This is a genomic window from Bacillus sp. SLBN-46, assembly GCF_031453555.1.
Classification (GTDB): domain Bacteria; phylum Bacillota; class Bacilli; order Bacillales; family Cytobacillaceae; genus Neobacillus.
Genome location: NZ_JAVIZM010000001.1, coordinates 3,864,984 through 3,888,941, shown reverse-complemented (window position 1 = coordinate 3,888,941; position 23,958 = coordinate 3,864,984). Strand labels below are relative to the sequence as shown.

30 protein-coding genes are annotated in these 23,958 nt (G+C 37.1%); 23 read left to right on the top strand and 7 right to left on the bottom strand.

Annotation, left to right across the window (positions count from 1 at the left end; translation table 11 throughout):
• Window positions 1–2: 2 nt before the first annotated feature.
• The 4 genes from ctaF to QFZ87_RS19755 all read left to right on the top strand — a co-directional run bounded on the left by ctaF (window position 3) and on the right by QFZ87_RS19755 (window position 3,257).
• Entirely contained in the window at window positions 3–338 is a 336-nt protein-coding gene (gene ctaF, locus QFZ87_RS19770) for a cytochrome c oxidase subunit IVB (RefSeq protein WP_309865297.1), read from the top strand.
• A 161-nt stretch (window positions 339–499) separates the two neighbouring features.
• A complete protein-coding gene (ctaG, locus tag QFZ87_RS19765; protein ID WP_309865295.1) occupies window positions 500–1,387 on the top strand; it encodes a cytochrome c oxidase assembly factor CtaG in 888 nt (295 codons plus the stop codon).
• Between the two features lie 118 nt (window positions 1,388–1,505).
• Window positions 1,506–1,970, top strand: a complete 465-nt coding sequence (locus tag QFZ87_RS19760; RefSeq protein ID WP_308080295.1) for a DUF420 domain-containing protein — start codon at window positions 1,506–1,508, stop codon at window positions 1,968–1,970.
• Between the two features lie 111 nt (window positions 1,971–2,081).
• Window positions 2,082–3,257, top strand: coding sequence for a GNAT family N-acetyltransferase (locus QFZ87_RS19755; protein WP_309865291.1), 1,176 nt, complete (start codon window positions 2,082–2,084; stop codon window positions 3,255–3,257).
• A gap of 43 nt (window positions 3,258–3,300) precedes the next feature.
• On the opposite strand, the gene QFZ87_RS19750 is transcribed toward QFZ87_RS19755, so the two are convergent.
• Entirely contained in the window at window positions 3,301–3,660 is a 360-nt protein-coding gene (locus QFZ87_RS19750; RefSeq protein ID WP_309865287.1) for a YugN family protein, read from the bottom strand.
• 191 nt (window positions 3,661–3,851) lie between these two features.
• Here QFZ87_RS19750 and QFZ87_RS19745 point away from each other — a divergent pair, with 191 nt between their 5' ends.
• On the top strand, window positions 3,852–4,277 hold the full coding sequence (locus tag QFZ87_RS19745) for a CBS domain-containing protein (RefSeq protein ID WP_308080292.1): 426 nt from the start codon (window positions 3,852–3,854) through the stop codon (window positions 4,275–4,277).
• A 377-nt stretch (window positions 4,278–4,654) separates the two neighbouring features.
• Window positions 4,655–5,521 carry a CAP domain-containing protein gene (locus QFZ87_RS19740; RefSeq protein WP_309865283.1) on the top strand — a complete coding sequence of 289 codons (867 nt, stop codon included), beginning with the start codon at window positions 4,655–4,657 and terminating at the stop codon, window positions 5,519–5,521.
• Between the two features lie 22 nt (window positions 5,522–5,543).
• Here the strand turns inward: QFZ87_RS19740 and QFZ87_RS19735 are convergent, their stop codons facing one another.
• Both QFZ87_RS19735 and QFZ87_RS19730 read right to left on the bottom strand, forming a co-directional pair.
• On the bottom strand, window positions 5,544–5,855 hold the full coding sequence (locus QFZ87_RS19735; RefSeq protein WP_309865281.1) for a hypothetical protein: 312 nt from the start codon (window positions 5,853–5,855) through the stop codon (window positions 5,544–5,546).
• An 85-nt stretch (window positions 5,856–5,940) separates the two neighbouring features.
• Window positions 5,941–6,423, bottom strand: a complete 483-nt coding sequence (locus QFZ87_RS19730) for a PaaI family thioesterase (protein ID WP_309865279.1) — start codon at window positions 6,421–6,423, stop codon at window positions 5,941–5,943.
• 148 nt (window positions 6,424–6,571) lie between these two features.
• Between QFZ87_RS19730 and QFZ87_RS19725 the strand changes: the two genes are divergently transcribed.
• The 6 genes from QFZ87_RS19725 (at window position 6,572) to QFZ87_RS19700 (ending at window position 10,723) form a co-directional block, all read left to right on the top strand.
• Complete coding sequence (locus QFZ87_RS19725) at window positions 6,572–6,985, top strand: YlbD family protein (protein WP_309865277.1); 414 nt, start codon at window positions 6,572–6,574, stop codon at window positions 6,983–6,985.
• A 17-nt stretch (window positions 6,986–7,002) separates the two neighbouring features.
• Window positions 7,003–7,242, top strand: a complete 240-nt coding sequence (locus QFZ87_RS19720) for a YlbE-like family protein (RefSeq protein ID WP_308080287.1) — start codon at window positions 7,003–7,005, stop codon at window positions 7,240–7,242.
• A gap of 673 nt (window positions 7,243–7,915) precedes the next feature.
• On the top strand, window positions 7,916–9,358 hold the full coding sequence (gene ltrA / locus QFZ87_RS19715) for a group II intron reverse transcriptase/maturase (protein ID WP_309865275.1): 1,443 nt from the start codon (window positions 7,916–7,918) through the stop codon (window positions 9,356–9,358).
• 143 nt (window positions 9,359–9,501) lie between these two features.
• On the top strand, window positions 9,502–9,861 hold the full coding sequence (locus tag QFZ87_RS19710) for a hypothetical protein (RefSeq protein WP_309865273.1): 360 nt from the start codon (window positions 9,502–9,504) through the stop codon (window positions 9,859–9,861).
• Window positions 9,862–9,918: 57 nt separating this feature from the next.
• Window positions 9,919–10,356: a YlbF/YmcA family competence regulator gene (locus QFZ87_RS19705; RefSeq protein WP_309865271.1), complete on the top strand. Its 438-nt coding sequence runs from the start codon at window positions 9,919–9,921 to the stop codon at window positions 10,354–10,356.
• 91 nt (window positions 10,357–10,447) lie between these two features.
• Complete coding sequence (locus tag QFZ87_RS19700) at window positions 10,448–10,723, top strand: YlbG family protein (protein WP_308080284.1); 276 nt, start codon at window positions 10,448–10,450, stop codon at window positions 10,721–10,723.
• 32 nt (window positions 10,724–10,755) lie between these two features.
• On the opposite strand, the gene QFZ87_RS19695 is transcribed toward QFZ87_RS19700, so the two are convergent.
• The gene (locus QFZ87_RS19695) at window positions 10,756–11,145 is read right to left on the bottom strand and encodes a DUF7147 family protein (RefSeq protein WP_308080283.1); all 390 of its coding nucleotides are present in this window, start codon (window positions 11,143–11,145) and stop codon (window positions 10,756–10,758) included.
• Window positions 11,146–11,533: 388 nt separating this feature from the next.
• On the opposite strand from QFZ87_RS19695, the gene rsmD reads away from it, so the two are divergent.
• Both rsmD and coaD read left to right on the top strand, forming a co-directional pair.
• Window positions 11,534–12,094 carry a 16S rRNA (guanine(966)-N(2))-methyltransferase RsmD gene (rsmD, locus tag QFZ87_RS19690; RefSeq protein ID WP_309865267.1) on the top strand — a complete coding sequence of 187 codons (561 nt, stop codon included), beginning with the start codon at window positions 11,534–11,536 and terminating at the stop codon, window positions 12,092–12,094.
• Window positions 12,095–12,106: 12 nt separating this feature from the next.
• Window positions 12,107–12,604 (top strand): pantetheine-phosphate adenylyltransferase, encoded by a 498-nt coding sequence (gene coaD / locus QFZ87_RS19685; RefSeq protein ID WP_309865263.1) that lies wholly within the window; start codon window positions 12,107–12,109, stop codon window positions 12,602–12,604.
• 8 nt (window positions 12,605–12,612) lie between these two features.
• On the opposite strand, the gene ylbJ is transcribed toward coaD, so the two are convergent.
• Window positions 12,613–13,833, bottom strand: a complete 1,221-nt coding sequence (gene ylbJ / locus QFZ87_RS19680; protein ID WP_309865260.1) for a sporulation integral membrane protein YlbJ — start codon at window positions 13,831–13,833, stop codon at window positions 12,613–12,615.
• A 211-nt stretch (window positions 13,834–14,044) separates the two neighbouring features.
• Between ylbJ and QFZ87_RS19675 the strand changes: the two genes are divergently transcribed.
• Both QFZ87_RS19675 and QFZ87_RS19670 read left to right on the top strand, forming a co-directional pair.
• Window positions 14,045–14,824, top strand: coding sequence for a patatin-like phospholipase family protein (locus tag QFZ87_RS19675; protein ID WP_309865257.1), 780 nt, complete (start codon window positions 14,045–14,047; stop codon window positions 14,822–14,824).
• Window positions 14,825–14,833: 9 nt separating this feature from the next.
• A complete protein-coding gene (locus tag QFZ87_RS19670) occupies window positions 14,834–15,853 on the top strand; it encodes a SepM family pheromone-processing serine protease (RefSeq protein ID WP_309865254.1) in 1,020 nt (339 codons plus the stop codon).
• A 25-nt stretch (window positions 15,854–15,878) separates the two neighbouring features.
• Here the strand turns inward: QFZ87_RS19670 and QFZ87_RS19665 are convergent, their stop codons facing one another.
• Window positions 15,879–17,093 carry a nucleotidyltransferase gene (locus QFZ87_RS19665; protein ID WP_309865251.1) on the bottom strand — a complete coding sequence of 405 codons (1,215 nt, stop codon included), beginning with the start codon at window positions 17,091–17,093 and terminating at the stop codon, window positions 15,879–15,881.
• Between the two features lie 299 nt (window positions 17,094–17,392).
• Here QFZ87_RS19665 and QFZ87_RS19660 point away from each other — a divergent pair, with 299 nt between their 5' ends.
• The 4 genes from QFZ87_RS19660 to QFZ87_RS19645 all read left to right on the top strand — a co-directional run bounded on the left by QFZ87_RS19660 (window position 17,393) and on the right by QFZ87_RS19645 (window position 19,975).
• Window positions 17,393–17,920: a YceD family protein gene (locus tag QFZ87_RS19660; RefSeq protein ID WP_309865248.1), complete on the top strand. Its 528-nt coding sequence runs from the start codon at window positions 17,393–17,395 to the stop codon at window positions 17,918–17,920.
• Between the two features lie 84 nt (window positions 17,921–18,004).
• The gene (gene rpmF, locus QFZ87_RS19655; protein WP_024029176.1) at window positions 18,005–18,178 is read left to right on the top strand and encodes a 50S ribosomal protein L32; all 174 of its coding nucleotides are present in this window, start codon (window positions 18,005–18,007) and stop codon (window positions 18,176–18,178) included.
• 321 nt (window positions 18,179–18,499) lie between these two features.
• Complete coding sequence (locus QFZ87_RS19650; protein WP_309865238.1) at window positions 18,500–19,270, top strand: enoyl-CoA hydratase/isomerase family protein; 771 nt, start codon at window positions 18,500–18,502, stop codon at window positions 19,268–19,270.
• Window positions 19,271–19,345: 75 nt separating this feature from the next.
• A complete protein-coding gene (locus QFZ87_RS19645; protein WP_309865235.1) occupies window positions 19,346–19,975 on the top strand; it encodes an RsfA family transcriptional regulator in 630 nt (209 codons plus the stop codon).
• 45 nt (window positions 19,976–20,020) lie between these two features.
• Here QFZ87_RS19645 and QFZ87_RS19640 read toward each other — a convergent pair whose 3' ends face one another.
• Window positions 20,021–20,491, bottom strand: coding sequence for an N-acetyltransferase (locus QFZ87_RS19640; protein ID WP_309865232.1), 471 nt, complete (start codon window positions 20,489–20,491; stop codon window positions 20,021–20,023).
• 239 nt (window positions 20,492–20,730) lie between these two features.
• Between QFZ87_RS19640 and QFZ87_RS19635 the strand changes: the two genes are divergently transcribed.
• Genes QFZ87_RS19635 through QFZ87_RS19625 form a run of 3 tightly spaced genes read left to right on the top strand, consistent with a single transcriptional unit; the run spans window position 20,731 to window position 23,853 of the window.
• Window positions 20,731–22,068 carry an acetyl-CoA carboxylase biotin carboxylase subunit gene (locus tag QFZ87_RS19635; RefSeq protein ID WP_309865230.1) on the top strand — a complete coding sequence of 446 codons (1,338 nt, stop codon included), beginning with the start codon at window positions 20,731–20,733 and terminating at the stop codon, window positions 22,066–22,068.
• Window positions 22,069–22,080: 12 nt separating this feature from the next.
• Window positions 22,081–22,293 carry an acetyl-CoA carboxylase biotin carboxyl carrier protein subunit gene (locus QFZ87_RS19630; protein WP_309865228.1) on the top strand — a complete coding sequence of 71 codons (213 nt, stop codon included), beginning with the start codon at window positions 22,081–22,083 and terminating at the stop codon, window positions 22,291–22,293.
• Between the two features lie 18 nt (window positions 22,294–22,311).
• On the top strand, window positions 22,312–23,853 hold the full coding sequence (locus QFZ87_RS19625; protein ID WP_309865227.1) for an acyl-CoA carboxylase subunit beta: 1,542 nt from the start codon (window positions 22,312–22,314) through the stop codon (window positions 23,851–23,853).
• Window positions 23,854–23,958: the final 105 nt, after the last annotated feature.

Here is a 23,958-nt window from a genome sequence, read left to right as displayed (position 1 = left end):
TGATGGCAGATCAACAATTAAATTCAGGAAACCCAAGAGTTGACATTGAATATCGTCGTCGGAAAAGTACTGAAGAGATGAGATATCAAGTGGTATCTTTTACCCTAATGATTTTCTTAACTCTAATCGCATTTGCTGCAGTAGCTGTTAAAGGATTTACTGCATGGTTTACAGTACCATTTATTATCCTTTTAGCTGTTGTTCAAGTGATTTTCCAACTTTATTACTTTATGCATATGAGCCATAAAGGGCATGAAGCTCCATCTCTGTTCTTATACTCAGGAGCGTTGGTAGGAGCAATAACAATTCTAGCTTTTACAACCATTATTTGGTGGTAAGAACTGATTATACAAAAAAGAAAATCGGCTTTATGCCGATTTTCTTTTTTGAAAAATGGAAAGTTTTCTTAGTTTGCTTAACTTAATTGCCACGGGTATAATATAGTCAATAATTCTTTCAATTAACATTGAGGTGATTTCGGTGCTTACATTAGATATATTTGGGATTTAAAGCACTTTGGAGCCCGTACTTTTTATTAATTTTAATCGCATTTACGGTAGGGTATTTTGTCCTTACAACAAAGTATAGAATGTTATTTCCAGGTAATGAGCCAATGACCAAAAAACAAGGGACATTATTCTTATTATCCATCATACTCCTGTACGCTATAAAAGGGTCACCCCTGGATTTATTAGCACACCTAATGTTTTATGTCCATATGATGCAGATGGCCGTTTTAGTTTTGGTTATACCCCCAATATTTATTTTGAGTATTCCAAACTGGGTATGGCAAAAGCTATTGAGCGTTAAAAGAATTGATTCTTTGTTTAAATTCTTTACCAAACCGCTAATTGCTTTAGTCGTATTTAACGGCTTGTTCTCTTTCTACCATGTTCCAATCATATTTGATCATGTCATGCAGAATTTTTGGCTTCATGCAGGCTATTCTATTCTCTTATTTCTTGTTTCTATCTTCATGTGGTGGCCTTTACTAAATCAGATGCCGGAACACCAAACTTTAAGTGGGTTGAAGAAGGTGGGCTATATTTTTGCTGACGGTATCTTGTTAACTCCAGCATGTGCACTTATTATTTTTGCTGATAATTCACTCTATGCAACTTATTCTGATCCTCATGTATGGGGACAGGTCATGAGTTTATGTGTAGGGGCCTCAAATTTTGCTAGCTTAAACTTAAGTGGTCCAGCACTTTTTAGTTCCATGTCAGTAATCGAAGATCAACGACTTGGCGGAGTGTTAATGAAGATTATCCAAGAAATCATTTATGGTGTGATACTTGGTCATGTTTTCTTTGAATGGTACCGTAAAGATCAGGAAGAATCCGAACGAGAGATGAACCAAACATTAAATCCATCTCCGATTAAATAGTCCCCCAACAAATTGGGGGATTTTTTTCGAGAATTTTTTATTTTATTCGGAAATTGATTGAAAAAAAAGGGTTGTTACACTACTATTATGTAGAATAAACAAAAGAGAGGACTTTTATATGAATTCCTTACCGATTTTACCTACCATTAGTACATCATTTATTGTTTTAAGTGCCATAACGGTTGCCATTGGCTGGTGGCAAATTAAACAAAGAAAAATAGAAGCCCATAAAAAAACAATGTTTTTCGCCGCTGTTTTTGCACTAATCTTTTTTATTATTTATGCTTCACGAACTATTTTTATAGGGAATACTTCCTTTGGCGGACCAGATGACATTAAAATTTATTACACCGTGTTTTTAGTATTTCATATTACATTAGCAACCATCGGGGCAGTCTTTGGAATTGTTTCATTAACAACAGGTTATAAAAATAACCTTGCCCTTCACCGGAAGCTTGGACCTGTTACTAGTATTATTTGGTTCTTTACGGGAATAACAGGTGTTGCAGTTTATCTTTTGCTATATGTCTTTTATCATGGTGGAGAAACTACTTCAATGATCAAAGCTATTCTAGGGTTTTAACAAAAAAAGTGCCGAGAGAGGCACTTTTTTTGTTTCTTTATCAGAATGTTCCCATTTTTCTCGGTAACACTTTATAATAAAGGTAGGTTTTTAGTGTAAGGGGGAAATCAATTGGATATTAAGATTCTAACGGAAGACGATTTTCTAGAATCATTAAAACTCTCAGAGTATGCTTTTCAATATAAGATTTCTGATGACCGAATTTCCGCAAGAACAGATATGCTAAAGAAACATAAAATACTAGGAATAAAAGAACAAGAGAATCTTGCAGCTAAATTACATATTATTCCCCTTGGGGTCTATATGAAGGGGGCTGAGTGGAAAATGGGTGGAGTAGCTGGTGTAGCTACCTATCCTGAATACAGGAGAAGTGGGTATGTACGCACATTAATGATAGAGGCATTGAAACAAATGCACGCTGACGGTCAAATTGTTTCCTTCCTTCATCCTTTTGATTTTTCCTTTTATCGGAAGTTTGGTTGGGAGATATTAAGTGAGTATAAAAAAGTAACTCTTGATACAAAGGATCTAGCCTTACTTGCAATACAGCCAGGGAAAATCATCCGATATTCTAAGGAAGCTTTTTCAGAGGATATCAATCATATCTATCAAATGTACTGTAACCAATTTAATGGAATGCTAGTTCGTTCTTTTGAGTGGTGGAAGGATCATGTAATTAATGACGATACTCAAATTGCTGTCTATTATAATCCAGCAAATGAAGCGAAGGGCTATATCCTTTATCATGTGAAGGACAGAAAAATGGACGTAGAGGAAATGGTGTGCCTCGACCAAGAATCAAGGGTAGGTCTTTGGAATTTTATTTGTCAGCATGATTCTATGGTGGAGAAGGTGTTTCTGACCCTGCCGAACCATGATCCATTTCCATACTTTATTCAACAGCCGAAGGTAAGTATGGAATTACAGCCGTATTTTATGGCACGGATTGTTGATGTAGAAGAATGTTTAAGAAAGTTTGGGTTCAATTCAGAAACTGCGCCTGTTTTTCTCCATTTAGAAGATCCCTTTGCACCTTGGAATAATGGAAGCTACTTAATTAGTCATGAACAAATAAAAGTATTTAAAGAAAAGAATGGGAGCCATTGTGTACAGCCGCCAAGGAGAGGAATCCAGTTATCAATTAATGACCTGTCTGCAATCCTTTTTGGTTATAAACGGCCAATAGAGCTATATCAGATGGGGTATTTAAAGGGTAATGAAGAGGAAGTCCAAAAGCTTGAGAGAATGGTTCCGCATGTCAAATCATCATTCTATGACTTTTTCTAATATAAAAAAGGAAGGACCGTGGTCCTTCCTTTTTTATTAGAAATTACAATGCGAATTTACTTATTTCTGTGTTAATGTTCTCAAGAATTTTCTTACATTGATTTACAAGGGAGGATGGGAAATTTTCACCTTCACCATACTCAACACCATGTGGATAATAATGCTTTCCTAGTAACGGTGTCATCAATTGGATTGTTGCTTTAAAAGTATCAACATCACCTTCAACTGAATAACCTTGTACACGAAGGTAAAACACACCTTCTTTTAATTCAAATTTGCGGTCGTATGTAACACGTTCGTAATCCCATTGACCTGCACGAACTAAACCGTAATCAGTCATGACCTCATCTAAACGGTTTAATTCTGCTTTTAACTTCTCAATTCCAGTATTCTCAAATTTCATTATGAATCCCTCCTAATGACGCTTGCCTTACCCCTATGTTTCCTCATTGGTTATAGCAAATATAATTCATTTTAATAATAGTTGAAAATGTTTCAACTTGCAATGAATTCATTCATCGAATAAAACATTCATGATTGGAAAATATAAAATATGGTCATGAGTATATTTGAAAATCTTGGAGGGTAAAATTAATGGAAAAAATTCGTGATATTATGACAGACAATGTTGAGTGTTGTACCTTACTAGATAATATGTACGAAGTAGCCCTTAAAATGAAAGAACTTAATGTAGGGGCAATTCCTATTGTTGATCAAGAAAAGATAGTAGGAATGATTACTGACCGTGATATTGTTATTAGAGGTGTCGCTGAAAAACATCCTGGGTCAACTAAGGTAGAAGATATCATGAGTAGTGAGCTGATAACCATCTCCCCTGAAGCTACAAGCCAAGAGGCTGCCAAGTTAATGGCTCAGCACAAAATTCGCCGTTTACCTGTTGTAGAAGGCGATAAGTTAATTGGTATTGTTTCACTTGGTGATTTTGCAGTTCGTGAATTATCTGATGATCAAGCAAAGGAAGCTTTAACAGAGATTTCTGAGCATGGGATACAACATTAAAATTATTATATAGGCAATAGGATTTTTCTCTAAAACAGGTACTATTTGTACCTGTTTTTTCTTCTTTTATCAGACATTTTCGATAATATCTATTACTTATCAGGGTATAGATGATATAATTATCTTATCTATACATATAATGATAGAAAAAGGAATAGAGAGGGTGACAACCTCTGCGAACGCTTGTTAGAATTCTGATACTCTCAGTTGTGTTTTTATCCATAGGTTTTTATGTTAGTATAAATGAAAAAACTGGAAATGATGTTTTGATAAAGGAAGATCACACGCAAGAAAGTAAGATATCTTTACCACAAAGTCCAGATTTAAAGTCAAATAAAAAAACATCGTCCGAAAAGCCGAAAGAGGGTTTAGCTCTAATGATTGGGCAAGATGTTTCCTTTTTAGAAAAAGAATTTGGAACACCAGTGCGTAAGGATGAATCATTATACGGCTATCAATGGTATATCTATAATCAAAACTACAAGCGATATCTGCAGGTAGGTGTTGAAAATAATAAAGTGGTAACCATTTTTGCAATTGGTGAAAACTTAGATGTTGCTCCTTTTGAAATTGGTCAGCCAGTGGAAGAAATTTTTAATACTCAATACATTGATACAAATATAAATTTGGATTGGGAGGGTACTACCTACCGTTTTGAGCTCAATGACACTGATCTAAATCTTCGACCAATGGTTCAGTTGGGCGATATTTATGTCCAGCTTTATATAGACAAATTTACAGGTAACCTTTCAAGTGTCCGGTTCCTAGATGCTAAAACACTCATTAAACAGCGTCCATATGAATTAGTTTATCAAGGAGAGTTAGTCGAAGAACCTGTACTTTCAGATGAAAAATGGAGGAGTATTGAAATCGGAACGGAGCAAGAGATCTTTGATATTACCAATGTTTTGCGACAAAGAAACAAACTGAAACCTTTAAGATGGGACGAACAAACAGCAGAAGTTGCATATGGACATAGTAAGGATATGTCCGAAAACAATGATTTTGCCCATACGTCCAAGAAATTTGGGGACCTTACCGAGCGATTACAAACAGCTAAAGTAGCATATCAAGAAGCTGGCGAAAATATTGCTGCAAATTACACAGATGGACCTGCAGTAGTGGAAGGATGGCTTAATAGTAAAGGACATCGGGATTCTTTATTAAATAAAGATTTTTCACATATTGGAATTGGTGTATTCCAAAAATACTATACACAGAACTTTATTAAAAAAGTTGAATAGACTTAACAATGAAAAAAGGTGACTATTGGTCACCTTTTTGTTTTTTATCCATTTCATAATGGCTAAATAGAAAGGTAGAACCTTCCCACTTACCGAACATACGAATGTGTTCCCCAACAACAAAAGAATTTAACTTAATACTTTTAGTTATTGGAGTGATTTTTTTAGCGGTAATTAATTTGGTCGCTGTCTGGAGTTTTAGTGTTTGTACATATATGTATCGATGATAATAAAAGCGTTGTTTTTCCTCATTTATGCTCTTTATTTCACCAGCTAATATGGATTCCTTGGGTATATTACTAACTGAAAGCCATTTATTATCTTGTTCTTTCATCTCTTTTTTTGTAAGCCAATAAAAGTAAAGACAAATGATTGGTATTACAATGGCGGTGACCATTCTTAAGAAGCCTCCTCCATTATTATTTACTTATAATAAAAAACGTTCCTGTTGCATGGGCGATTTTTTTGCCGTCACTTCGATAGGCTTCCCCAGATATAACCATGGTTTTGCTTCCTTGATGGATAATTTCCGCTTTGCAGCGTAGTACGTCTCCGGTTCCAGGGGCTGTGTAGTGGATATTAAGCTGATTTGTGACGGCACCGAATCCTTCAGGGAGATAATAATTGGCCAAGCTTCCCATGGCGGTGTCCAGTACTGTTGCTGTAATACCCCCATGCAATATATTTAGATTATTATTAAGGACAGAATTTACTGGAATCGTAATTTCACAGGTATTTTGATCAAAAGTTCTTTCCATATGGAGGATTCCGTCAATAAAGGTGCTTTTGTTTTGAATAATCTTTTTTTGAACACCTTCAAGTAAGTGTTGTAATGCATCTAAGTCGGTTTGTGTCCCATTCTCAATACAAGAATCTAATAATTGGTGTAATGCATCTTTCATAATAATTACCTCTTTCGTTTCTTTTTCTTAAGTCATCTTACCACTAAGATATATATTTATAAATAATTTCATTTCCATTTGCATTTCACATTTCTACTTTTCTTACATATTGTATTATTGGCAATATATATGGGCAGAGGTGAGAGAAATGTCGCAAAAAAAATTACATCCCTCCGTACTGCAATTCAAAGAATTTGTTAAAAACAATCCAAATATTATTAAGGAAGTTCGGAATGGAAAGGCCACGTGGCAAGAACTGTATGAAGATTGGTACTTATTGGGTGAAGATGATAAACGTTGGGAAACCATCGGTGTAGAAACACGTTCGGAACCTGAAGCAGAGAGCAGCAGTGCTAAGGGAGATTGGATGTCAAATATTATGGGAATGGTCAAGAAAATGGACCCAAACCAAATGCAAAATCATATTAATAATCTAAGTCAGGCACTAGGTGCCGTTCAAGGTGTTATTGCACAGTTTCAAGGAGGGAATCCGAATGCAGCAGCAGGTCCTGTCAAGACTCCAGAGGGGCCAAAACATCCTTTTTCATTTCGAAAAGACTAATAGAAGGGAATTAGATTATGCGAAGAGAGGTACTTGATTATTTAGAAAATCAAAAGGATTTAAAGCAGTTTGTACGCGAGCAGCCCTATTGGTACCGAAAATTATCTAGAAATCCTTATGACTTACAATCACTTGAAATTGCGTCGTTACATCATTATAAGAAAACAATCCCACACCAAGTAGAAAAGTTTTCAAATAGTGTGCAAATGGCATCGATGATGTATTCAATGTTTCAGGCAATGAAAAACCAAAATTAACCAGGGACCACATGAAAAAAATGTGGCCTTTTTTGTGCGACGGGCAGTCGTACCTTTGCTTAATACAAGCATGAATTTACTGTTAAAGGTTGGGTTATGTTACTTCGGTAATAACAGACCCCGAATCCTGGAAGGTTTATTCTCTCGGAGGTGTAAGTCCTCCCGTAGGCATACTGGTAGAACCTACGAAGACTAATCTAGGGCATTACTGTGAGGTAGTGTTTGAAGGAGATGCGGTAAATCGAGAGACCCGTAGTCGGATGAGCAGACCCAAATGCGAAAGCGTGAAGCACATACGGCAAGATAAGTCGGCGACCGTGCGAAAATAACGGGAAGCCCGAACTTTAAAGCTTCTTAGCCAAAGAACCAGTCGACTAAGGAGGGCTTATCAAGTGATGGTGCTGGGTATGTTCAGAAGGAAAGTGCGATGACCCCGTGAGGTCTCCACTTTAACTTTAGGTGTTGATATATAAGGGAAATCCGAAGTTATCAATACAAGTGGAGAAGTCAGACGCCCTCATAGTACGGAAGTAAGATTGCGACCAAACGTAATCTGAACGGAAGGGGGAGCGACCTCGTGGCTCTACATTTATAAAAGTGTGTAATGATAACAGTATACGTTACCTCGGTAAAAACGTACTGGAAGTGCACAATGAAAGGTGTGGAATAAGCATTGAACCAAGAACTAAAGTTCAAATGGCACAGTGTATATGGACAAATTCTCTTCGATAGAAAGCTAAAAACAGCTTGGGAAAAGGTTAAGAGCAATAATGGGGCTGGAGGTATAGATGGAGAAACAGTCACAAGTTACGCAAGTAACGAAGAAAAGAATCTCAATCAGTTACTCCAGAAATTAAGACTTAAAGAGTACACCCCGTCACCAGTACGAAGAAAATATATTCCCAAAAAGAACGGAAAACTTCGTCCACTGGGGATACCAAATATTGAAGACCGTATCGTTCAGCAAGCTGTGGTTAATGTACTTGAACCTAAATGTGAAGAACTCATTTTCCATAAATGGTCATGCGGCTATCGTCCAAATCTTGGAGCTAAAAGAGTAATGCAAATCATTACTTGGAATATCGAGAGTGGTTACAATTATATTTACGATTGTGATATTAAGGGATTCTTTGACAATATTCCTCATAAAAAGTTGATGAAGATACTTAATAAATATATAGCTGATGGAACTATACTCGATCTAATTTGGAAATGGCTTAAAGCGGGCTACATGGAAGAAGGAAAGTATCACAAAGTAGACTCAGGACCCCCGCAAGGGGGTGTGATTTCACCATTACTTGCGAATCTCTTTCTAAATGAACTTGATTGGGAACTTGAAACCCATGGAATTCACTTCGTCAGATATGCCGATGATTTCCTCTTATTTGCCAAAACAAAAGAGGAAATTGTGCGTGCAGAATCAATAACAAAACAAAAGCTAGCTGAATTAGGGCTTGAGATCTCCATCGAGAAAACGAAAATCGTCGATTTTAACCATGATGATTTTGATTTCCTTGGATTCACTTTTGAGCACTGGAGGAAAAGGAAGAGAGATGGAAAACCATACTACATAGCTAAACCAAAGGATTCTACATGGAAAGACTTTCGCCAAAAGATAAAGGATAAAACAATGAAATCCCTAACTTTTAGCAAAGAAATGTGGGTTGAACGTGTGAATCAAGTAATACGGGGAAAAGTAAATTACTTTTTAACACTTTGGAATGCGATTAACGAGAATAAAAAGTATGGAAGAGAATTTTCATGTTTCTTCAACGTTTTCAGGGATAACTTATTAGCCATAGATAGCTATATAAGAAGAAGACTAAGAGTAGCAATGATACATGACCATCCAAGTCAAAACAAAGGACATAAGATGAAAACAAAATGGGGAATAGAGTTCTTTGCGAGGATTGGATTAGTTCCAGCATTTCAATATTATTATGGAAAGCAATATGGACATACCATTGAGGACTACATTCAGTACATGAAGGTAAAACAAGAAAAGAAATATAAAAGAAAACTACAAAGAGCCAAAGAACGTGGAGAGGTTTACTTCACAGCCAAAAGAGTCCAAATGATTAACTGTGCACAGGGTAAAACAAGGTATTCAATGTAACATGTTGGTAAGCCGTATGCCTTAATAGGGCACGTGCGGTTTGATAAGGGGGAAGCCTCGTGAGAGGTTTCCCTACTTTATTATTAGAGAAATAGACTAAGAATCAAAAAGGAGGCGAACAATACTATAAAGGAGTGATTGGTTTGAAAAGGTTTATACCATCTATTGTTCTTCTACTTGTATTGCAAGGAATGGTAACAGTTTTTCAATCAAGTGCAGAAGAAATACCTACATTATTAGTACAGCACGAAACAAAAGGGAAAGATGTATTGGTTGAATGTATTGTCACTGGGATCAGCTTTAGAGAATCGAACCAGTCAAGTCAAAAAATCGGAAAAATGGTTATCTGGGTTGACGGCAAACGAAATAGAGAGGTAACGACTGCTGCGTTTATAATTAAGGGACTATCTCAAGGGACGCATAAAGTAAGGCTTGAGGTTGTTAAGTTAAATAATGAGCCTTATGGATTGGTGAAAGAATTTATGGTAAATGTCCCTAATTAAAATGAAGTTTTCGCATTCTCCCAGTTTTCATGGTAAAATGTCCTTGGAGGTGGGCGCATGCTTGCTACGATAGAAAGAATAGAATTATTAGAAAATGCGGAAGCGTTAGCTAAGATGGTACTTGAATCCGATGTAGTGGAACAATATCAGATTTGTTTATATAAATTGAGAAGTAATAAGGAAACACAACGGAAAATTAACCGTTTTATAAGCCTAAAGGAGCTATACGAAGAAGTCCAACGTTTTGGGAAGTATCACCCTGATTATAAACGGGTTATGACTCAAATCCGTGAAGTAAAGAGGGAAATGGATTTGGACCCATTAGTAGCTGAGTTTAAATTAGCAGAAAACGATTTGCAAAGTCTATTGGATGAAATCAGCTTGTTAGTAGGTGGCGCGGTTTCTAAACATATAAAAGTTCCTTCAGGGAATCCATTTTTTGAATCTAATCACGGTGCTGGCTGTGGCGGCGGGGGTAGCTGTGGGTGTAGTTAATGAGTGTAAACCAGCATATTTCAGCTGGTTTTTTGTTTTTCTATATGCTAGACTTATCTAAAATGATGGTTTTGCTGAAGGGGAAAAAAGTATGTTTGTTCAAAGACAAGGATTAGTAGTTTGGCTATACTCTTTAAAACAAGCTAAGATGCTACGTCGCTTTGGAAATGTTCATTATGTCTCAAAAAAACTAAAATATGTTGTCTTGTATTGTAATCAAGAAGACATGGAAGGCATTATGGAAAAGTTAAATTCTTTTTCATTCGTAAAAAAAGTAGAGCCATCTTATAAACCATTCCTGAGAATGGAGTATGAGAATTCTGCACCGGACAAAGCAAAGGAATATGATTATAAAATGGGTATATAAAAAGAGGTTGACTCAAGTGTCAACCTCTTTTCTTACTGAAGAGGAGCTAAGTAGTGATTCAATCTAAGAATTCCAATTAGGTGTTGATAGAATAATTCCTTTTCATTAAAGATGGTAGATGGTTTAACAGATAGTTGGATAACTTGTTTACCCAATTCCTCTGCAGTTTCAGAAAAAAGTGAGTATCTCTTATTAGGTGAAATATTTGGGTTTGGTATTCCTTCACGGCAAATGTATAAAGGTTGAAACTTGCCTGGATCAGTTGGTTTTAACACAACCACTAAGGATGTCAACTCCTTGTTATCTATCGTAGTATGAAGAGCCATCATATGGTGAAGCCGATGTTGATTGGCTTTAGCAAGCTCAATTAGTTCATAAATATCTGAATATCCTTCTCCGAGTTCAATAAAACGTTGTATCAATGAAAACTCTCCTTTAAACGCTAAATTCATTAATACTTTACCATTTTCTATAAACAAAAAAAACCCCGCAGAATAATCTGCGGGGTCCTTCCACATCCTCTAAAGGATAGAAGGCAAAGGGAGAGGAGAAACCGGAGGAAGAACTTATGGGGAAACGTAAGTCTTCTCCGCGGTTGGCAACAACATCCTCGAATTGATGTTGTTAATAACATTATTTCCACAACCTTTAAGCTTATACGTCTATTTTAAAAAATTTCCATTGGAAACAAAAATTAGCTAGTAAACTTGTTACAATCAAAAGATTTGTGACAACAGATTGTCTACTTTTTGTTAATTATGATAGGATGGATAAAGAAAAATTATTTCCGAAAAATGTGGTGATATGTTAGTGAGAGTCGTTTCGGGCACATGTAAAGGTAGACCTTTAAAAGCTGTTCCAGGAAATACAACAAGGCCTACAACCGATAAAGTAAAAGAAGCGTTATTTAATATGATTGGCCCTTATTTTGACGGTGGACTAGGTTTGGATTTATTTGCTGGAAGTGGTGGACTAGGTTTGGAAGCGCTTAGTAGAGGCTTGGAGAGGGTTATTTTCATTGATCGAGAGCCGAAAGCAATCCAAGTCATACATGAAAATATTAGGGCGTGTAAGTTTGAAGAGCAGTCAGAGGTTTACCGTAATGATGCAGAGAGAGCGTTAAAAGCCCTAATCAAAAGGGAGATTAACTTTGATTACATATTTTTAGATCCTCCCTATAAAAAGCAGCAACTCGTAAATTTAATGGAAAAAATGGATCAGCAGAATGTTGTTAAGACAAATGGAATTATAGTTTGTGAACACAGCTTTGACGTAGAGTTACCACAGTCAGTGGGACAGCTTACGCAAATAAAACATGAAAAATATGGGATGATTGCTGTGACGATTTATTCTCGGACCAGCGAGGAATAAGGGGGAGTCATATTGGCTAGTATAGCCGTTTGTCCAGGGAGTTTTGATCCAATTACATACGGTCATTTAGATATTATCCGTAGAGGAGCCAAGGTCTTTGATAAGGTATATGTGGTAGTTTTAAACAATTCAGCAAAAAATCCACTTTTTACTGTTGAAGAGCGAATTAGTTTAATCAAAGAGGTAACTAAGGATATGCCTAATGTAATGGTCGATGAATTTGCTGGTTTACTTGTGGACTATGCAAAGAGTGTGAAGGCTAACGCGATACTTAGAGGACTACGGGCAGTCTCTGACTTCGAGTATGAGATGCAGATAACCTCAATGAACAGGGTGTTAGATGAAGATATTGAAACCTTTTTCATAATGACCAACAACCAATACTCTTTTTTAAGCTCCAGTATTGTGAAAGAGGTTGCTAAGTACAATGGGAAAATTACAGAACTTGTCCCTCCAATAGTTGAAAAAGAATTACAAAAAAAGTTTAATGATAAACAAATGAAAAGCTAGGCCTTTGCCTAGCTTTTTTGATTTTTTAATTTGGCAAACAATAGTAAGACATAAACCATAAGTGAAAGGATCGTTATGAGGGGGCCAATCTCAATCATTTTATGGTAAAAGTGATCAGCCCACGATCCTTGCCCGAAAAAACTTACAGGTAATGCATTAGAAGGCTGTTCATTACTATTAAAGCGCACATATATGGGTTTCCATAAAATAAGTGCAAACAAGCTGGCAAATATTCCTTGAAGGATTCTCGCAATAAAAAATGGCTGAAACCTAATATCTGTCTGTGCTAAAATACTTGCTACTTGTGCTTGAACACTAAATCCGCTAAAACCTAAGATGAAACTGGTCATCATTGCTTTTTGGAGAAGGGTGGCATCCTGTACCTGACTAGTTAATTGACTTCCTAAGGTAATTTCAAATAAACCAGAAATAAAAGGGATACTTAGCATTTCTGGAAAGGAGATGGAAGACAGTATTACCTCAACAGCTTTTGCCAATGTTGCTGTAATATGTAAATGATAGAGCAGTTTATTAATAACGGAAAACAAGATGATAAAACCGCCAACCATTAATAAGGTTTGGATAGAGGAGTTAACAGCATCACCTAAAAGTTTGCCAATTGGGCGATTATCCTTCAATCTAGTCTGATGCAATGCAGACAAGGCAGATCTGACCTTGAACTTTTTTCTTTTTTCACTAGCAACCTCTGGTGATTCCTTTCCATAAAAGCGCATAAGGAGCCCAACACAAATATTCCCTAAATAGTGTGAAAGAGCAAGGATGACACCTAAGTGAGGATTATAGAAAAATCCAACCGATACCGCTCCAAAAATAAATAGTGGATTTGAGGAATTGGTAAAGGAAACAAGCCTTTCTGCTTCAATCTGGGTTAAGTGTCCTTCTTGGCGTAGTCTTGCGGTGAATTTCGCACCTGCTGGGAATCCAGAAGCCATTCCCATGGCCCAAACAAATCCTCCGACTCCTGGAACCTTAAAAAGCGGCCTCATAAGTGGCTCTAATAGCACCCCAATAAACTTCACTACTCCAAAGCCTATTAACATTTCAGAAACAATAAAAAAAGGCAACAGGGAAGGAAAAACAATTTCCCACCACATATTCAGGCCTCGAATCGAAGCATCAAATGACTCCTGGGGATAAGAAATCAGAGATACTGCTAAAATGGTGACAGATAAAGAAAGAAAAAGTGTTTTTACCTTTGACCGAAACAATGGAGGGGCCTCCTTCCGAGGGGATTGGTAACATTGTGCAAATTTATGTTATCAATGCTAAAATAGAGATTATTCCTAATAATCATATGAACACTTGTCCTCATATAACACAAATATACTCATAGAACGTTAATTTAGACCATAAGATTGAACGAGATTTATCTTTTACAATGGAAGGAAATGTTCATCTATACATGGGAGGTAGCTAAAGATGGAGCACCCTAAAATAGGGTTGGCACTTGGTTCTGGTGGTGCACGTGGGTTTGCTCATTTAGGTGTCATAAAGGCATTTAAGGATGCTGGAATTCCCATTCATTTAATCGCTGGGAGCAGCATGGGGGCCCTAGTTGGTAGTTTTTATGGGGCAGGTATTGACATGGAACGGCTATATAAACTATCCACTGCCTTTAAGAGAAAATATTTCTTGGATTTTACGGTACCAAAGATGGGCTTTATATCCGGGAAAAAGGTGAAGGAATTTATAAAGGTTTTTACCCATGGAAAAAACATAGAAGATTTAAACCTCCCAATCGGGATTGTAGCCACTGACTTATTAACAGGAGAGAAAATCGTTTTTCGTAAGGGGCCTGTTGCGGATGCGGTAAGAGCTAGTATTTCTATTCCCGGTATTTTTGTGCCGGAAAAAAATAATGGAAGAATCCTTGTAGACGGAGGTGTTAGCGATCGTGTTCCTGTATCTGTCGCTAGGGAAATGGGAGCGGATATCGTCATTGCTGTAGATGTATCAAGAGTAAAACGTAATGCGGAAATTACCTCTATTTATGACGTTATTATGCAGAGTATTGATATCATGCAATCTGAAATAGTCAGGAACAGGGAGATTACGGCCGATGTCATGATTCGGCCACCTGTTGAAAACTACAGTTCCCGGGCATTTACGAATATTGAGGAGATTATCAATATTGGTGAAGAAGAAGCAAAGAAGTATATCAAGCAAATTGAAACAGTCATTGAACAGTGGAAGGGGTAACAATGAGCAATGCGTAAAAAAATATATATAAGTTCTGTACTTTTCATTACACTGCTATTAATTGGGGGAATGTATTTTTCCTTACCCTATTATGTATCAAAACCGGGAATGGCGAAAGAATTGGGACCAATCATAACGGTAGACGGTGGGTATAAGGATGAAGGGAATTTTATGCTAACAACCGTCAGAATGGGTCGAGCCAATATCTATTCATATTTAGAAGCCAAACTTCTAAAATATGAAGAGCTATATCCACTAGAAATGATCTTATATAAAAAAGAGACAGAAGAAGAATATAATGCTAGACAGCTTCACTTAATGGCAGGTTCAAAACTTAATGCAATAGAGGTTGCCTATCGGAAGGCCGATCTGCCTGTACATTATAAATATAAAGGGATTTATGTTGTCCAGGTGATTCCTGGAATGCCGGCTGCAGGAAAGATCAATGCAGGGGATCGAATATTTAAAGTAGATGGACATCAATTTTCTTCCTCGGAAAAATTTATTGAGTATGTAGGTACTAAAAAAGCAGGAGACAAGGTCACTTTAACTTTTTCTAGAAATAAAATAACGAAAACAGAAACTTTAAACGTTGAGCGTTTCAAGGAGGATCCTAATAAGGTTGGTATTGGAATATCTTTAGTGGACGATAAGGAAATTCTTGTTGATCCTAAGGTAAAGGTGAGAACTGATGAAATTGGCGGACCTTCAGCAGGGCTTATGTTTTCATTAGAAATCTATAATCAATTGACTAAAGAAGATTTAACAAGAGGCTACCAAATAGCGGGGACAGGTACAATCAGTGAAGATGGAATTGTAGGGCCAATTGGAGGAATTGAACAAAAAATTGTAGCTGCAGATAAAGCAGGTGCAGAAATTTTCTTAGCACCTAATGAAAATGGAGCGAAAAATTCTAACTATCGAGCAGCGGTAAAAACTGCACGAGATATCAAGACAAAAATGAAAATTATTCCTATCGATACCTTCGACGATGCAGTTGATTATTTAGAAAAATTAAAGGAAAAATAAAAAGATGGTGCAGCTGCATCATCTTTTATTTTATATAAATAGGTGGTTGATTAAATTCTTGTTTGAACATTTCATTCTTTAAATGATTTGGGACTCCTAGAGCATAAACACGAGCGGCTTTCACATCAAGATCTATCTCGCTCTCCTTAAAGCTAGAAAGCTTGGATAAAAGAGGCAGGCTCAAATCCTTTTTCACTTTATTTAAGTATTCTCTTCCGTTAGTTGTCATCCCTAATAGTCTTAAATAGGAAGCCTTCTCTAGGTTTCTGTCCATTTCTATTTTTTTTGCATTAGTTAAAATATGAACGCAAAGCCTTTGAAGTCTTGTCCAAGTATATCTTTTGGTTTTTATCTTCTGCATAAATTGCTGAAAGCTCTCAGATTCGATAGCTGCAGCCTGTAACCTATTTTCGAGGCCTTCTTCCATTTCATATATTTCCCTAAGCTCTTCACTATTGCTATGGATTAGGCGGTATTGTAAATAGCTCCAATAATTTTCCCATTGATGAAACAGGTGAAAATGATGGAAATAGTCCTCTAATAACTGTTTTGTTGCCATAGGTACATATTGGTCAATACCATGGTTATCGTCCTTTGGAGAAAAAATAGCTTTTCTAATACTAGTTGCACTAGCAATAGTTTCTGATGTGAAATGTTCATCATGATAATTGGCATTTTTCCGTGTCACAGTCATTGGCCTAATAGAACTCTTTTGTCGTTTTATTGCCTTTATGTATTCCAGACCTAAAATGTTGTTGGGTTTACCTAGGTCCAAGTAGTTTTTTGATGCTTGTAACTGATTAAAAGCTAATGCTGATGCTTTAGGATAACTAACACCTGTATCCATAAAGTATTTTATGCCCTCATCTAGGTTTTTTTCTTCTTCTTTTATGTAATCAAGCGTTTGAAGAAAGGAATTGATGTCCCCACTCTCACTTCCAAAGCATAAGGTCTCACAACCGGCTGCATCTAAAATAGATACCGCACCGTTAGCGAATGTTTCAGCCTTCTGTGTGGCAAAATGGTATGGCAGCTCAAAAACGATGTCAACACCATTTAGCAAGGCCATTTTCGTCCGATACCATTTGGATACCAGTGCAGGTTCCCCTCTCTGCAAGAAATTCCCACTCATAACTGCAATGACAACATCTGCCTTAGCGGCTTCCTTTGAAGCACTTAAATGAAAAGCATGTCCATTATGAAATGGATTATATTCAACAATTAAACCAACAGCTTTCATTTTTTCACTCCTTCCTTACAAATAAATATGAAAAAGGTATATGAGAATCCGTTGCAAAACGGACAGTTAACCGATTATATTAATTATTATCATTATAGCAAAATTGTAAGGAAACCAATCAGATTATATGATAAGATGATAAAGATGTTTGCAAAATGGACAACTGGATAAACTAGGACTGAGAGCTTATTTAGTCGATTTGCATTCTTTAACAATCGCCTGACGGGGTGTAAAGAAAAAACATTGACAAAAAAATTTATGAAGGCTATAATTACCTTTGTTGCCTTGGGGTGATTCAATTGAAATGGACATTAAGTCAATTACAAAAATATCGAAACAAGGATTTTCCGATTGATGAAACTATTCGGGTTGATGAGATTATAGAAACTGATCCTACTATCCGAGAGGTATCTCCTATGCATATTACAGGTCGTGGAGATATAGATTCAACGAAAGTGACTTTCCATTTAAAAATAGAAGGTCATTTAATACTTCCTTGTTCTCGTACTTTAGTGGATGTAAAACTTCCAATTAATGTCGAAACAACTGAAACTTTCCTCTTACAAGGTTCAGTTTATGAAACTGAAGAGGATGTAAATCAAGTAAAAGGTGACGTGATTGATGTAATGCCAATCATTCGCGAAATACTATTACTTGAGGTTCCAATGCAAGTCTTTTGTGAAGATGTCAATAGTGAAGGAGCAGCTCCACAGTCTGGTAAGGATTGGGAGGTTGTTCGTGAAGAGGAGCAATCTAAAAAGATTGACCCTAGATTGGCAGGACTTGCAAAGTTTTTTAACGAAAACAATTCTTCTTCCGAATCATAATCGGCAAAAACTAAGAAGCAAAGTGAAGAACCAGCATTCCTGGCCTTCATTACTTTCTTAATACTCTTTAAGGAGGTGGGAAGAATGGCTGTACCTTTTAGAAGAACTTCTAAAACTGCAAAGAGAAAACGTCGTACTCATTTTAAATTAAACGTACCTGGTATGGTAAGTTGCCCAAACTGTGGTGAAATGAAACTTGCTCACCGCGTATGTAAGGCTTGCGGAACATACAAAGGAAAAGACGTTGTCAACGACTAATTTCCATTTGGATAGAAAGCACAAGGGTGATAAATCCCTTGTGCTTTTGTCGTTGTTTAGGAAATTATGAAAAAGTTCCGAGTGTTGATAACTGAACTAGTTGTCCGAATCTAGCTCCAGCGCCTAGCCCCTCGGGTCAAATAACCTTCGGCAAGAAAAGTCAAAAGGCGGACTTTTCCCGCCGAAGAACATTTGCCTGTCGGGGCTGAACGAGGCGCTTCCGCCTTTTGTTCTTTAATAAGATTCCTACATAATTAATTGTAATTGTTTGTACTAGAATGTTGATAGAGACTTTTGACTGGCAGAAGGGAAGTGGTAGGTTTGTCATATTTAATTGAAAAAAAAGAGAAGGGTTATTTATTATTTACCATTACAAGAGCTGAAAAGAGGAACGCAATCAATTATGAAGTAATGCAAGGCTTAATGGAGGTAATGAAAAGAGCAGCAGAACCGGATGTTAAGGCATTAATCATTACTGGTATAGGAGATCGTGCTTTTTGTTCAGGTGGAGATTTGTCGGTTTTTCACCTTCTTCATTCAAAAGAAGAGGCTTATCCTATGCTTTCTAAAATGTCAAAAATTCTCTACTCCTTATTGACCTTACCTATTCCCACTATATCACTTATAAATGGGACGGCTATTGGGGGAGGCTGTGAGCTTGCTACAGCCTGCGATTTCCGTTTGGCTAGAAAAGGAATAAGAGCAGGATTTGTTCAAGGGAAACAAGCAATAACCACTGGCTGGGGAGGCGGTTCGATATTAGGAGAAAAGCTTACTCTGTCAGATGCAATGAAGCTTCTAATGGAAGCGGAGATGAAAACAGCAGAAGAGTTAAAAGAGGCTGGGTTTATTGATGCTCTCTTTGAAAATGACGCATTGGAAGCTTGTGAGGAGTTCCTAGAAAACATACTAAAGAAAGAGTTAAGTGTGCTGCAATCCTATAAGAAGATGTGGATTAGGAAGTGGGAGGAAGCGAAGCTGCGAGACCGGATAGAAGAAGAGGTAAGAGCTTGTGCCTTATTATGGGAAAGTGATGCCCACCATAACTATGTAAATAATTTTATTAATAAAAAAACCATGAATAAAGATTAAAAGACAACTTCTGATTAAGTCTATCTTTTCTAGTAGATGCATATGTATTATAAAAACACTAGGAGGGATGTTCTTATGTCACCAACTCGACAAGATGCGTGGTCCCAAGACGAAGACTTATTACTCGCTGAAGTTGTGTTACGGCATATCCGTGAAGGTGGGACACAATTGCAGGCGTTTGAAGAAGTAGGCAAACAGCTTTCGCGTACTTCAGCTGCTTGTGGTTTCCGTTGGAACTCATATGTACGTAAACAATATAAATCTGGTATTGAGCTTGCTAAAAGACAAAGAAAAGAATTAAAAAAGCAAGTAGTCACCATAGAAGGTGAGGGCATTCAAGATTCAGTTATGGTTGAGACAGTCCCATCACCTGTAGGTTGTGAACAGGGAACTACCATTACTTTTCCTGCGGTCATTCATTTCTTAGAAGGAATCCATCAAAAGGCGGAAGAATGGGCAAGCCATGAAGAGGACAGGATGAACTCTCTTGATAAAATTAAAGAGTTAGAAAAAAAGACTTTTTATCTAGCTGCAGAAAATGAAAGATTGTCAAAGAATTTAAAGGCTATTGAAGAGGATTACCGCTCATTAATTGAGATTATGGAAAGAGCGCGGAAAATGGTTGTTCTTCAAGATGAAGACAGACAACAAAAGGTAAAATTCCAAATGGACAAAAATGGTAACCTGGAAAGGGTAGAAAAATAGCAAAAAGCGGACAATGTTTTGTCCGCTTTTTATTAATGATAAATATTATTGTTGCGGTTCTACGCCTTCCGGATACCAAACTAGTGGATTTTCCCCGCGATCCCGTTCCATATCGTAATCAACTTTAGAAAAGCCCATCTTTTCCCAAAATCCACTTGATTGTACTCTTGGATTTGTCTTAATAGGTAGACCAAAGCTCTTCGCGAATTCGACAAGAGCTTTACCAAAGCCCTTCCCTTGATAATCCGCTAGTACTTCCAGCTTCCATAATTCTAAATAATTTTGTGGTGGATAAAAATAACGATCGAATTTGGCATCAATTTGATATAAACTCATTCGTGCTACTAGTTTGTCCCCAAAATAAATACCGTAAAATGGTGATTCACTATCATCTTCAACCATATTGGCTTCAAGGTCTTCAAGCATGGATAACTCCTGAATTCCATATTCTTTAAACTTTTTAAATTCTTCTAATGTTTTAAAGTTAACTTTTAGTTTCTCCACTTTTGCTCCCATAGTAAACCTCCTAAGAAATGATAACCTCATAATATTGTATATATTCTTTTGTTCATGAATAACATGAAGATGTACTAATTTTTGCATTATTCGAAATGAATTAATATTATTATATAACAAAAATACAAAAAATTCTTCAAATAAGTTCAGGAAGCGTTTACAAAAAATGCAGGAAATTCAGAGAATGATGTAGAAATTTTAAAGGGAAGGAACAAAAGGGGCATGAAAGGGGAAGAAATGTGCAAAAAATTTTAATTGCCAATAGGGGAGAAATTGCTCTCCGTATCATTAGAACCTGTCAGGAGATGGGGATTGAAACGATTGCTATTTATTCAGATGCTGACAAGGATATGCCTTTTGTAAAAGCGGCAACTAAGGCTGTATATGTAGGTGAGCCGCCAGTAAACAAATCCTATTTACAAGCTGATAAAATCTTGGAAATAGCAAAAAGTGAAAACGTGGATGCCATTCATCCGGGTTACGGCTTTTTATCTGAAAATGCAGCGTTTGCCAAAAAAGCTATTAAAGAAGGAATTATATTTATTGGACCAAAACCAGAAACAATCGAATTAATGGGGGATAAAATTGTTTCGCGTCAAACGATGGAAAAGGCTGGAGTACCAGTTGTACCTGGAAGCGGTTATGGTTTAAAAACTATTGAAGAAGCCTGTAGTTTAGCCGAGGAAATTGGATATCCTATCATGCTTAAGGCAAGTGGCGGTGGCGGTGGAATTGGAATGGTGCTTTGTGAAAATGAGCAAGCGCTCGTTAAGTCCTATGATTCGACTAAAACCCGTGCCATGGCTTACTTTGGTTCAGACGAGGTTTTTATTGAAAAATATATTGCTGATGCTAGACATGTGGAAATTCAAGTGTTTGGGGATTCTGCAGGAAATATCGTGCATTTGTTCGAAAGGGATTGTTCCATTCAAAGAAGGCATCAAAAGGTTGTGGAAGAATCACCATCTCCTTTTCTAACTGAAACAGTTAGGAAAAAGATGTATGAGACTGCGGTAAAAGCGGCTCATGCGGTTGATTATATTAACGCGGGAACCATCGAATTTATCGTCGATGAAGCGGGGAACTTTTACTTTTTAGAAATGAATACTCGTCTTCAGGTCGAACATCCAGTAACAGAGATGATTACAGGGCTTGATTTAGTGAAATGGCAAATCCTTGTAGCACGTGGTGGGAAATTACCTTTGCTGCAATCTGAAATCAACTCAAATGGAAGTGCTATGGAATTCCGCTTATACGCAGAGGATCCTGTTCGTTTTTTACCGTCACCAGGAAAAATTACTTCTCTTAAAATGAATGAGACAAAAGGAGTCAGAATTGATTCTGGCTATGTGGAGGGGGGAACGGTAACACCGTTCTATGATCCAATGATTGCAAAATGTATTGTTTATGGACAGACAAGAGATGAGGTATTATCGACTGCGGAAGGGTTCTTTAAGGATGTGGTGATTGAAGGGATTAAAACAAATGTGCCCCTGTTTTTATCCATTCTAGCGGATACTGATTTCCAAAAAGGGTTGTACACTACGAGTTTTCTTACAAAAAATTTAGTGAAATAAGGAGAGAGAAACATGAAAGAAATTACAGCAACAATGGCAGGTACGGTATTAAATATTTTTGTAGCAAATGGAGACCAGGTAAATGTTGGCCAAGAAGTATTAATGCTTGAGTCTATGAAAATGGAGATTCCAATCGAGAGCAGTACGGAGGGTACTGTGTTAAATGTAAAGGTTACTATAGGTGACTTCGTAAATGAAGGCGATGTTCTTATGGTATTAGAATAACAGGAGAGGGGGAGCAGAATGACGACCACTAACATGTTAAATGATCAATTAAATGCAAATAGAAAACAAATCGAGGCTGGCGGACACCCTAAATATCATGAAAAGCTGAAATCACAGAATAAGATGTTTGTTCGTGATAGACTTGCCCTATTATTTGATGATGGCAAATATGAGGAAGACGGGAAATTTGCTAATTTTAAAGCAGCAGATCTTCCAGCTGACGGTGTAGTCACAGCGATTGGTAAAATCAATGGTCAAACTGTGTGCGTCATGGCTAATGATTCTACCATTAAAGCAGGTTCTTGGGGAGCAAGAACAGTTGAAAAAATTATTCGTATTCAAGAAGTAGCGGAAAAATTGAGGGTGCCGTTATTTTATCTTGTGGACTCTGCGGGAGCAAGGATTACTGATCAGTTAGAGATGTTCCCAAACCGTAGAGGGGCAGGGAAAATATTTTATAATCAGGTCAAGCTTTCCGGTATGATTCCGCAGGTATGTATTTTGTTTGGGCCTTCCGCTGCTGGAGGAGCGTATATCCCAGCTTTCTGTGATATTGTTATCATGGTTGACCAAAATGCATCCATGTATTTAGGATCCCCTCGTATGGCTGAAAAGGTTATAGGCGAAAAGGTAACGCTGGAGGAAATGGGCGGGGCACGTATGCACTGTTCAGTAAGCGGTTGTGGAGATGTTCTCGCCTATAGTGAGGAAGAAGCTATTGAATCAGCTAAAAGATACATTAGTTATTTTCCAGCCAGCTTTAAAGAAAAAACGAAGAGGGCAAATGGAATCGCACCAAAAGAAGGTAGAGAATTAGAAGCGATTATCCCTGAAAATCAAAATGCACCTTTTGATATGTATGAATGTATTGATAGACTCATTGATCAAGATAGTTTCTATGAAGTGAAGAAATTATTTGCACCAGAGCTAATCACCGGATTAGCTAGAATGGATGGAAGAGCTGTTGGAATTATAGCAAACCAACCGAAAGTAAAGGGAGGCGTTTTATTTGTCGATTCTGCTGATAAGGCGGCTAAATTTATACAGCTTTGTGATGCCTTCCATATTCCATTATTGTTTTTAGCAGATGTTCCAGGATTTATGATTGGTACTAAAGTTGAACGAGCTGGGATTATTCGTCATGGAGCCAAATTAATCGCGGCCATGAGCTCTGCCACAGTGCCAAAGATCTCTGTTATTGTTAGAAAAGCTTACGGAGCAGGGCTTTATGCAATGGCTGGGCCTGCCTTTGAACCAGATTGCTGTATTGCTCTTCCTACGGCTCAAATTGCAGTAATGGGTCCAGAAGCAGCGGTAAATGCAGTATATTCTAATAAAATAAATGACATTGAAGATCCGAAGGAAAAAATAAAGTTCGTTCAAGAAAAACATAAGGAATATAAAGAACATATTGATATTTACAAGCTGGCTTCAGAGTTAATTGTAGATGAAATTGTTGCTCCATCTGAATTAAGAGAGGTGCTTATTCAGCGCTTTGAATACTATCAATCAAAAGAATTAAACTTTAGTGACCGAAAGCATCCTGTATACCCAGTTTGATTCTAAAATCCCTTGTCATATGTCGATAAGGGATTTTTTTTCATCTTACTTACAGAATGCTGACAATATCTGATAAAATGTGGGTAAAGACGACTAAATGAGGGG

Bases quoted from the DNA above. Each gene is read 5' to 3' on its own strand.
- ctaF (WP_309865297.1), top strand. From the start codon at position 3: ATGGCAGATCAACAATTAAATTCAGGAAACCCAAGAGTTGACATTGAA.
- QFZ87_RS19760 (WP_308080295.1), top strand. From the start codon at position 1,506: ATGAATTCCTTACCGATTTTACCTACCATTAGTACATCATTTATTGTT.
- QFZ87_RS19750 (WP_309865287.1), bottom strand. From the start codon at position 3,660: ATGAAATTTGAGAATACTGGAATTGAGAAGTTAAAAGCAGAATTAAAC.
- QFZ87_RS19745 (WP_308080292.1), top strand. From the start codon at position 3,852: ATGGAAAAAATTCGTGATATTATGACAGACAATGTTGAGTGTTGTACC.
- QFZ87_RS19740 (WP_309865283.1), top strand. From the start codon at position 4,655: ATGATTGGGCAAGATGTTTCCTTTTTAGAAAAAGAATTTGGAACACCA.
- QFZ87_RS19735 (WP_309865281.1), bottom strand. From the start codon at position 5,855: ATGAAAGAACAAGATAATAAATGGCTTTCAGTTAGTAATATACCCAAG.
- QFZ87_RS19730 (WP_309865279.1), bottom strand. From the start codon at position 6,423: ATGAAAGATGCATTACACCAATTATTAGATTCTTGTATTGAGAATGGG.
- QFZ87_RS19725 (WP_309865277.1), top strand. From the start codon at position 6,572: ATGTCGCAAAAAAAATTACATCCCTCCGTACTGCAATTCAAAGAATTT.
- QFZ87_RS19720 (WP_308080287.1), top strand. From the start codon at position 7,003: ATGCGAAGAGAGGTACTTGATTATTTAGAAAATCAAAAGGATTTAAAG.
- QFZ87_RS19705 (WP_309865271.1), top strand. From the start codon at position 9,919: ATGCTTGCTACGATAGAAAGAATAGAATTATTAGAAAATGCGGAAGCG.
- QFZ87_RS19700 (WP_308080284.1), top strand. From the start codon at position 10,448: ATGTTTGTTCAAAGACAAGGATTAGTAGTTTGGCTATACTCTTTAAAA.
- QFZ87_RS19675 (WP_309865257.1), top strand. From the start codon at position 14,045: ATGGAGCACCCTAAAATAGGGTTGGCACTTGGTTCTGGTGGTGCACGT.
- QFZ87_RS19670 (WP_309865254.1), top strand. From the start codon at position 14,834: ATGCGTAAAAAAATATATATAAGTTCTGTACTTTTCATTACACTGCTA.
- QFZ87_RS19665 (WP_309865251.1), bottom strand. From the start codon at position 17,093: ATGAAAGCTGTTGGTTTAATTGTTGAATATAATCCATTTCATAATGGA.
- rpmF (WP_024029176.1), top strand. From the start codon at position 18,005: ATGGCTGTACCTTTTAGAAGAACTTCTAAAACTGCAAAGAGAAAACGT.
- QFZ87_RS19645 (WP_309865235.1), top strand. From the start codon at position 19,346: ATGTCACCAACTCGACAAGATGCGTGGTCCCAAGACGAAGACTTATTA.
- QFZ87_RS19640 (WP_309865232.1), bottom strand. From the start codon at position 20,491: ATGGGAGCAAAAGTGGAGAAACTAAAAGTTAACTTTAAAACATTAGAA.
- QFZ87_RS19630 (WP_309865228.1), top strand. From the start codon at position 22,081: ATGAAAGAAATTACAGCAACAATGGCAGGTACGGTATTAAATATTTTT.
- QFZ87_RS19625 (WP_309865227.1), top strand. From the start codon at position 22,312: ATGACGACCACTAACATGTTAAATGATCAATTAAATGCAAATAGAAAA.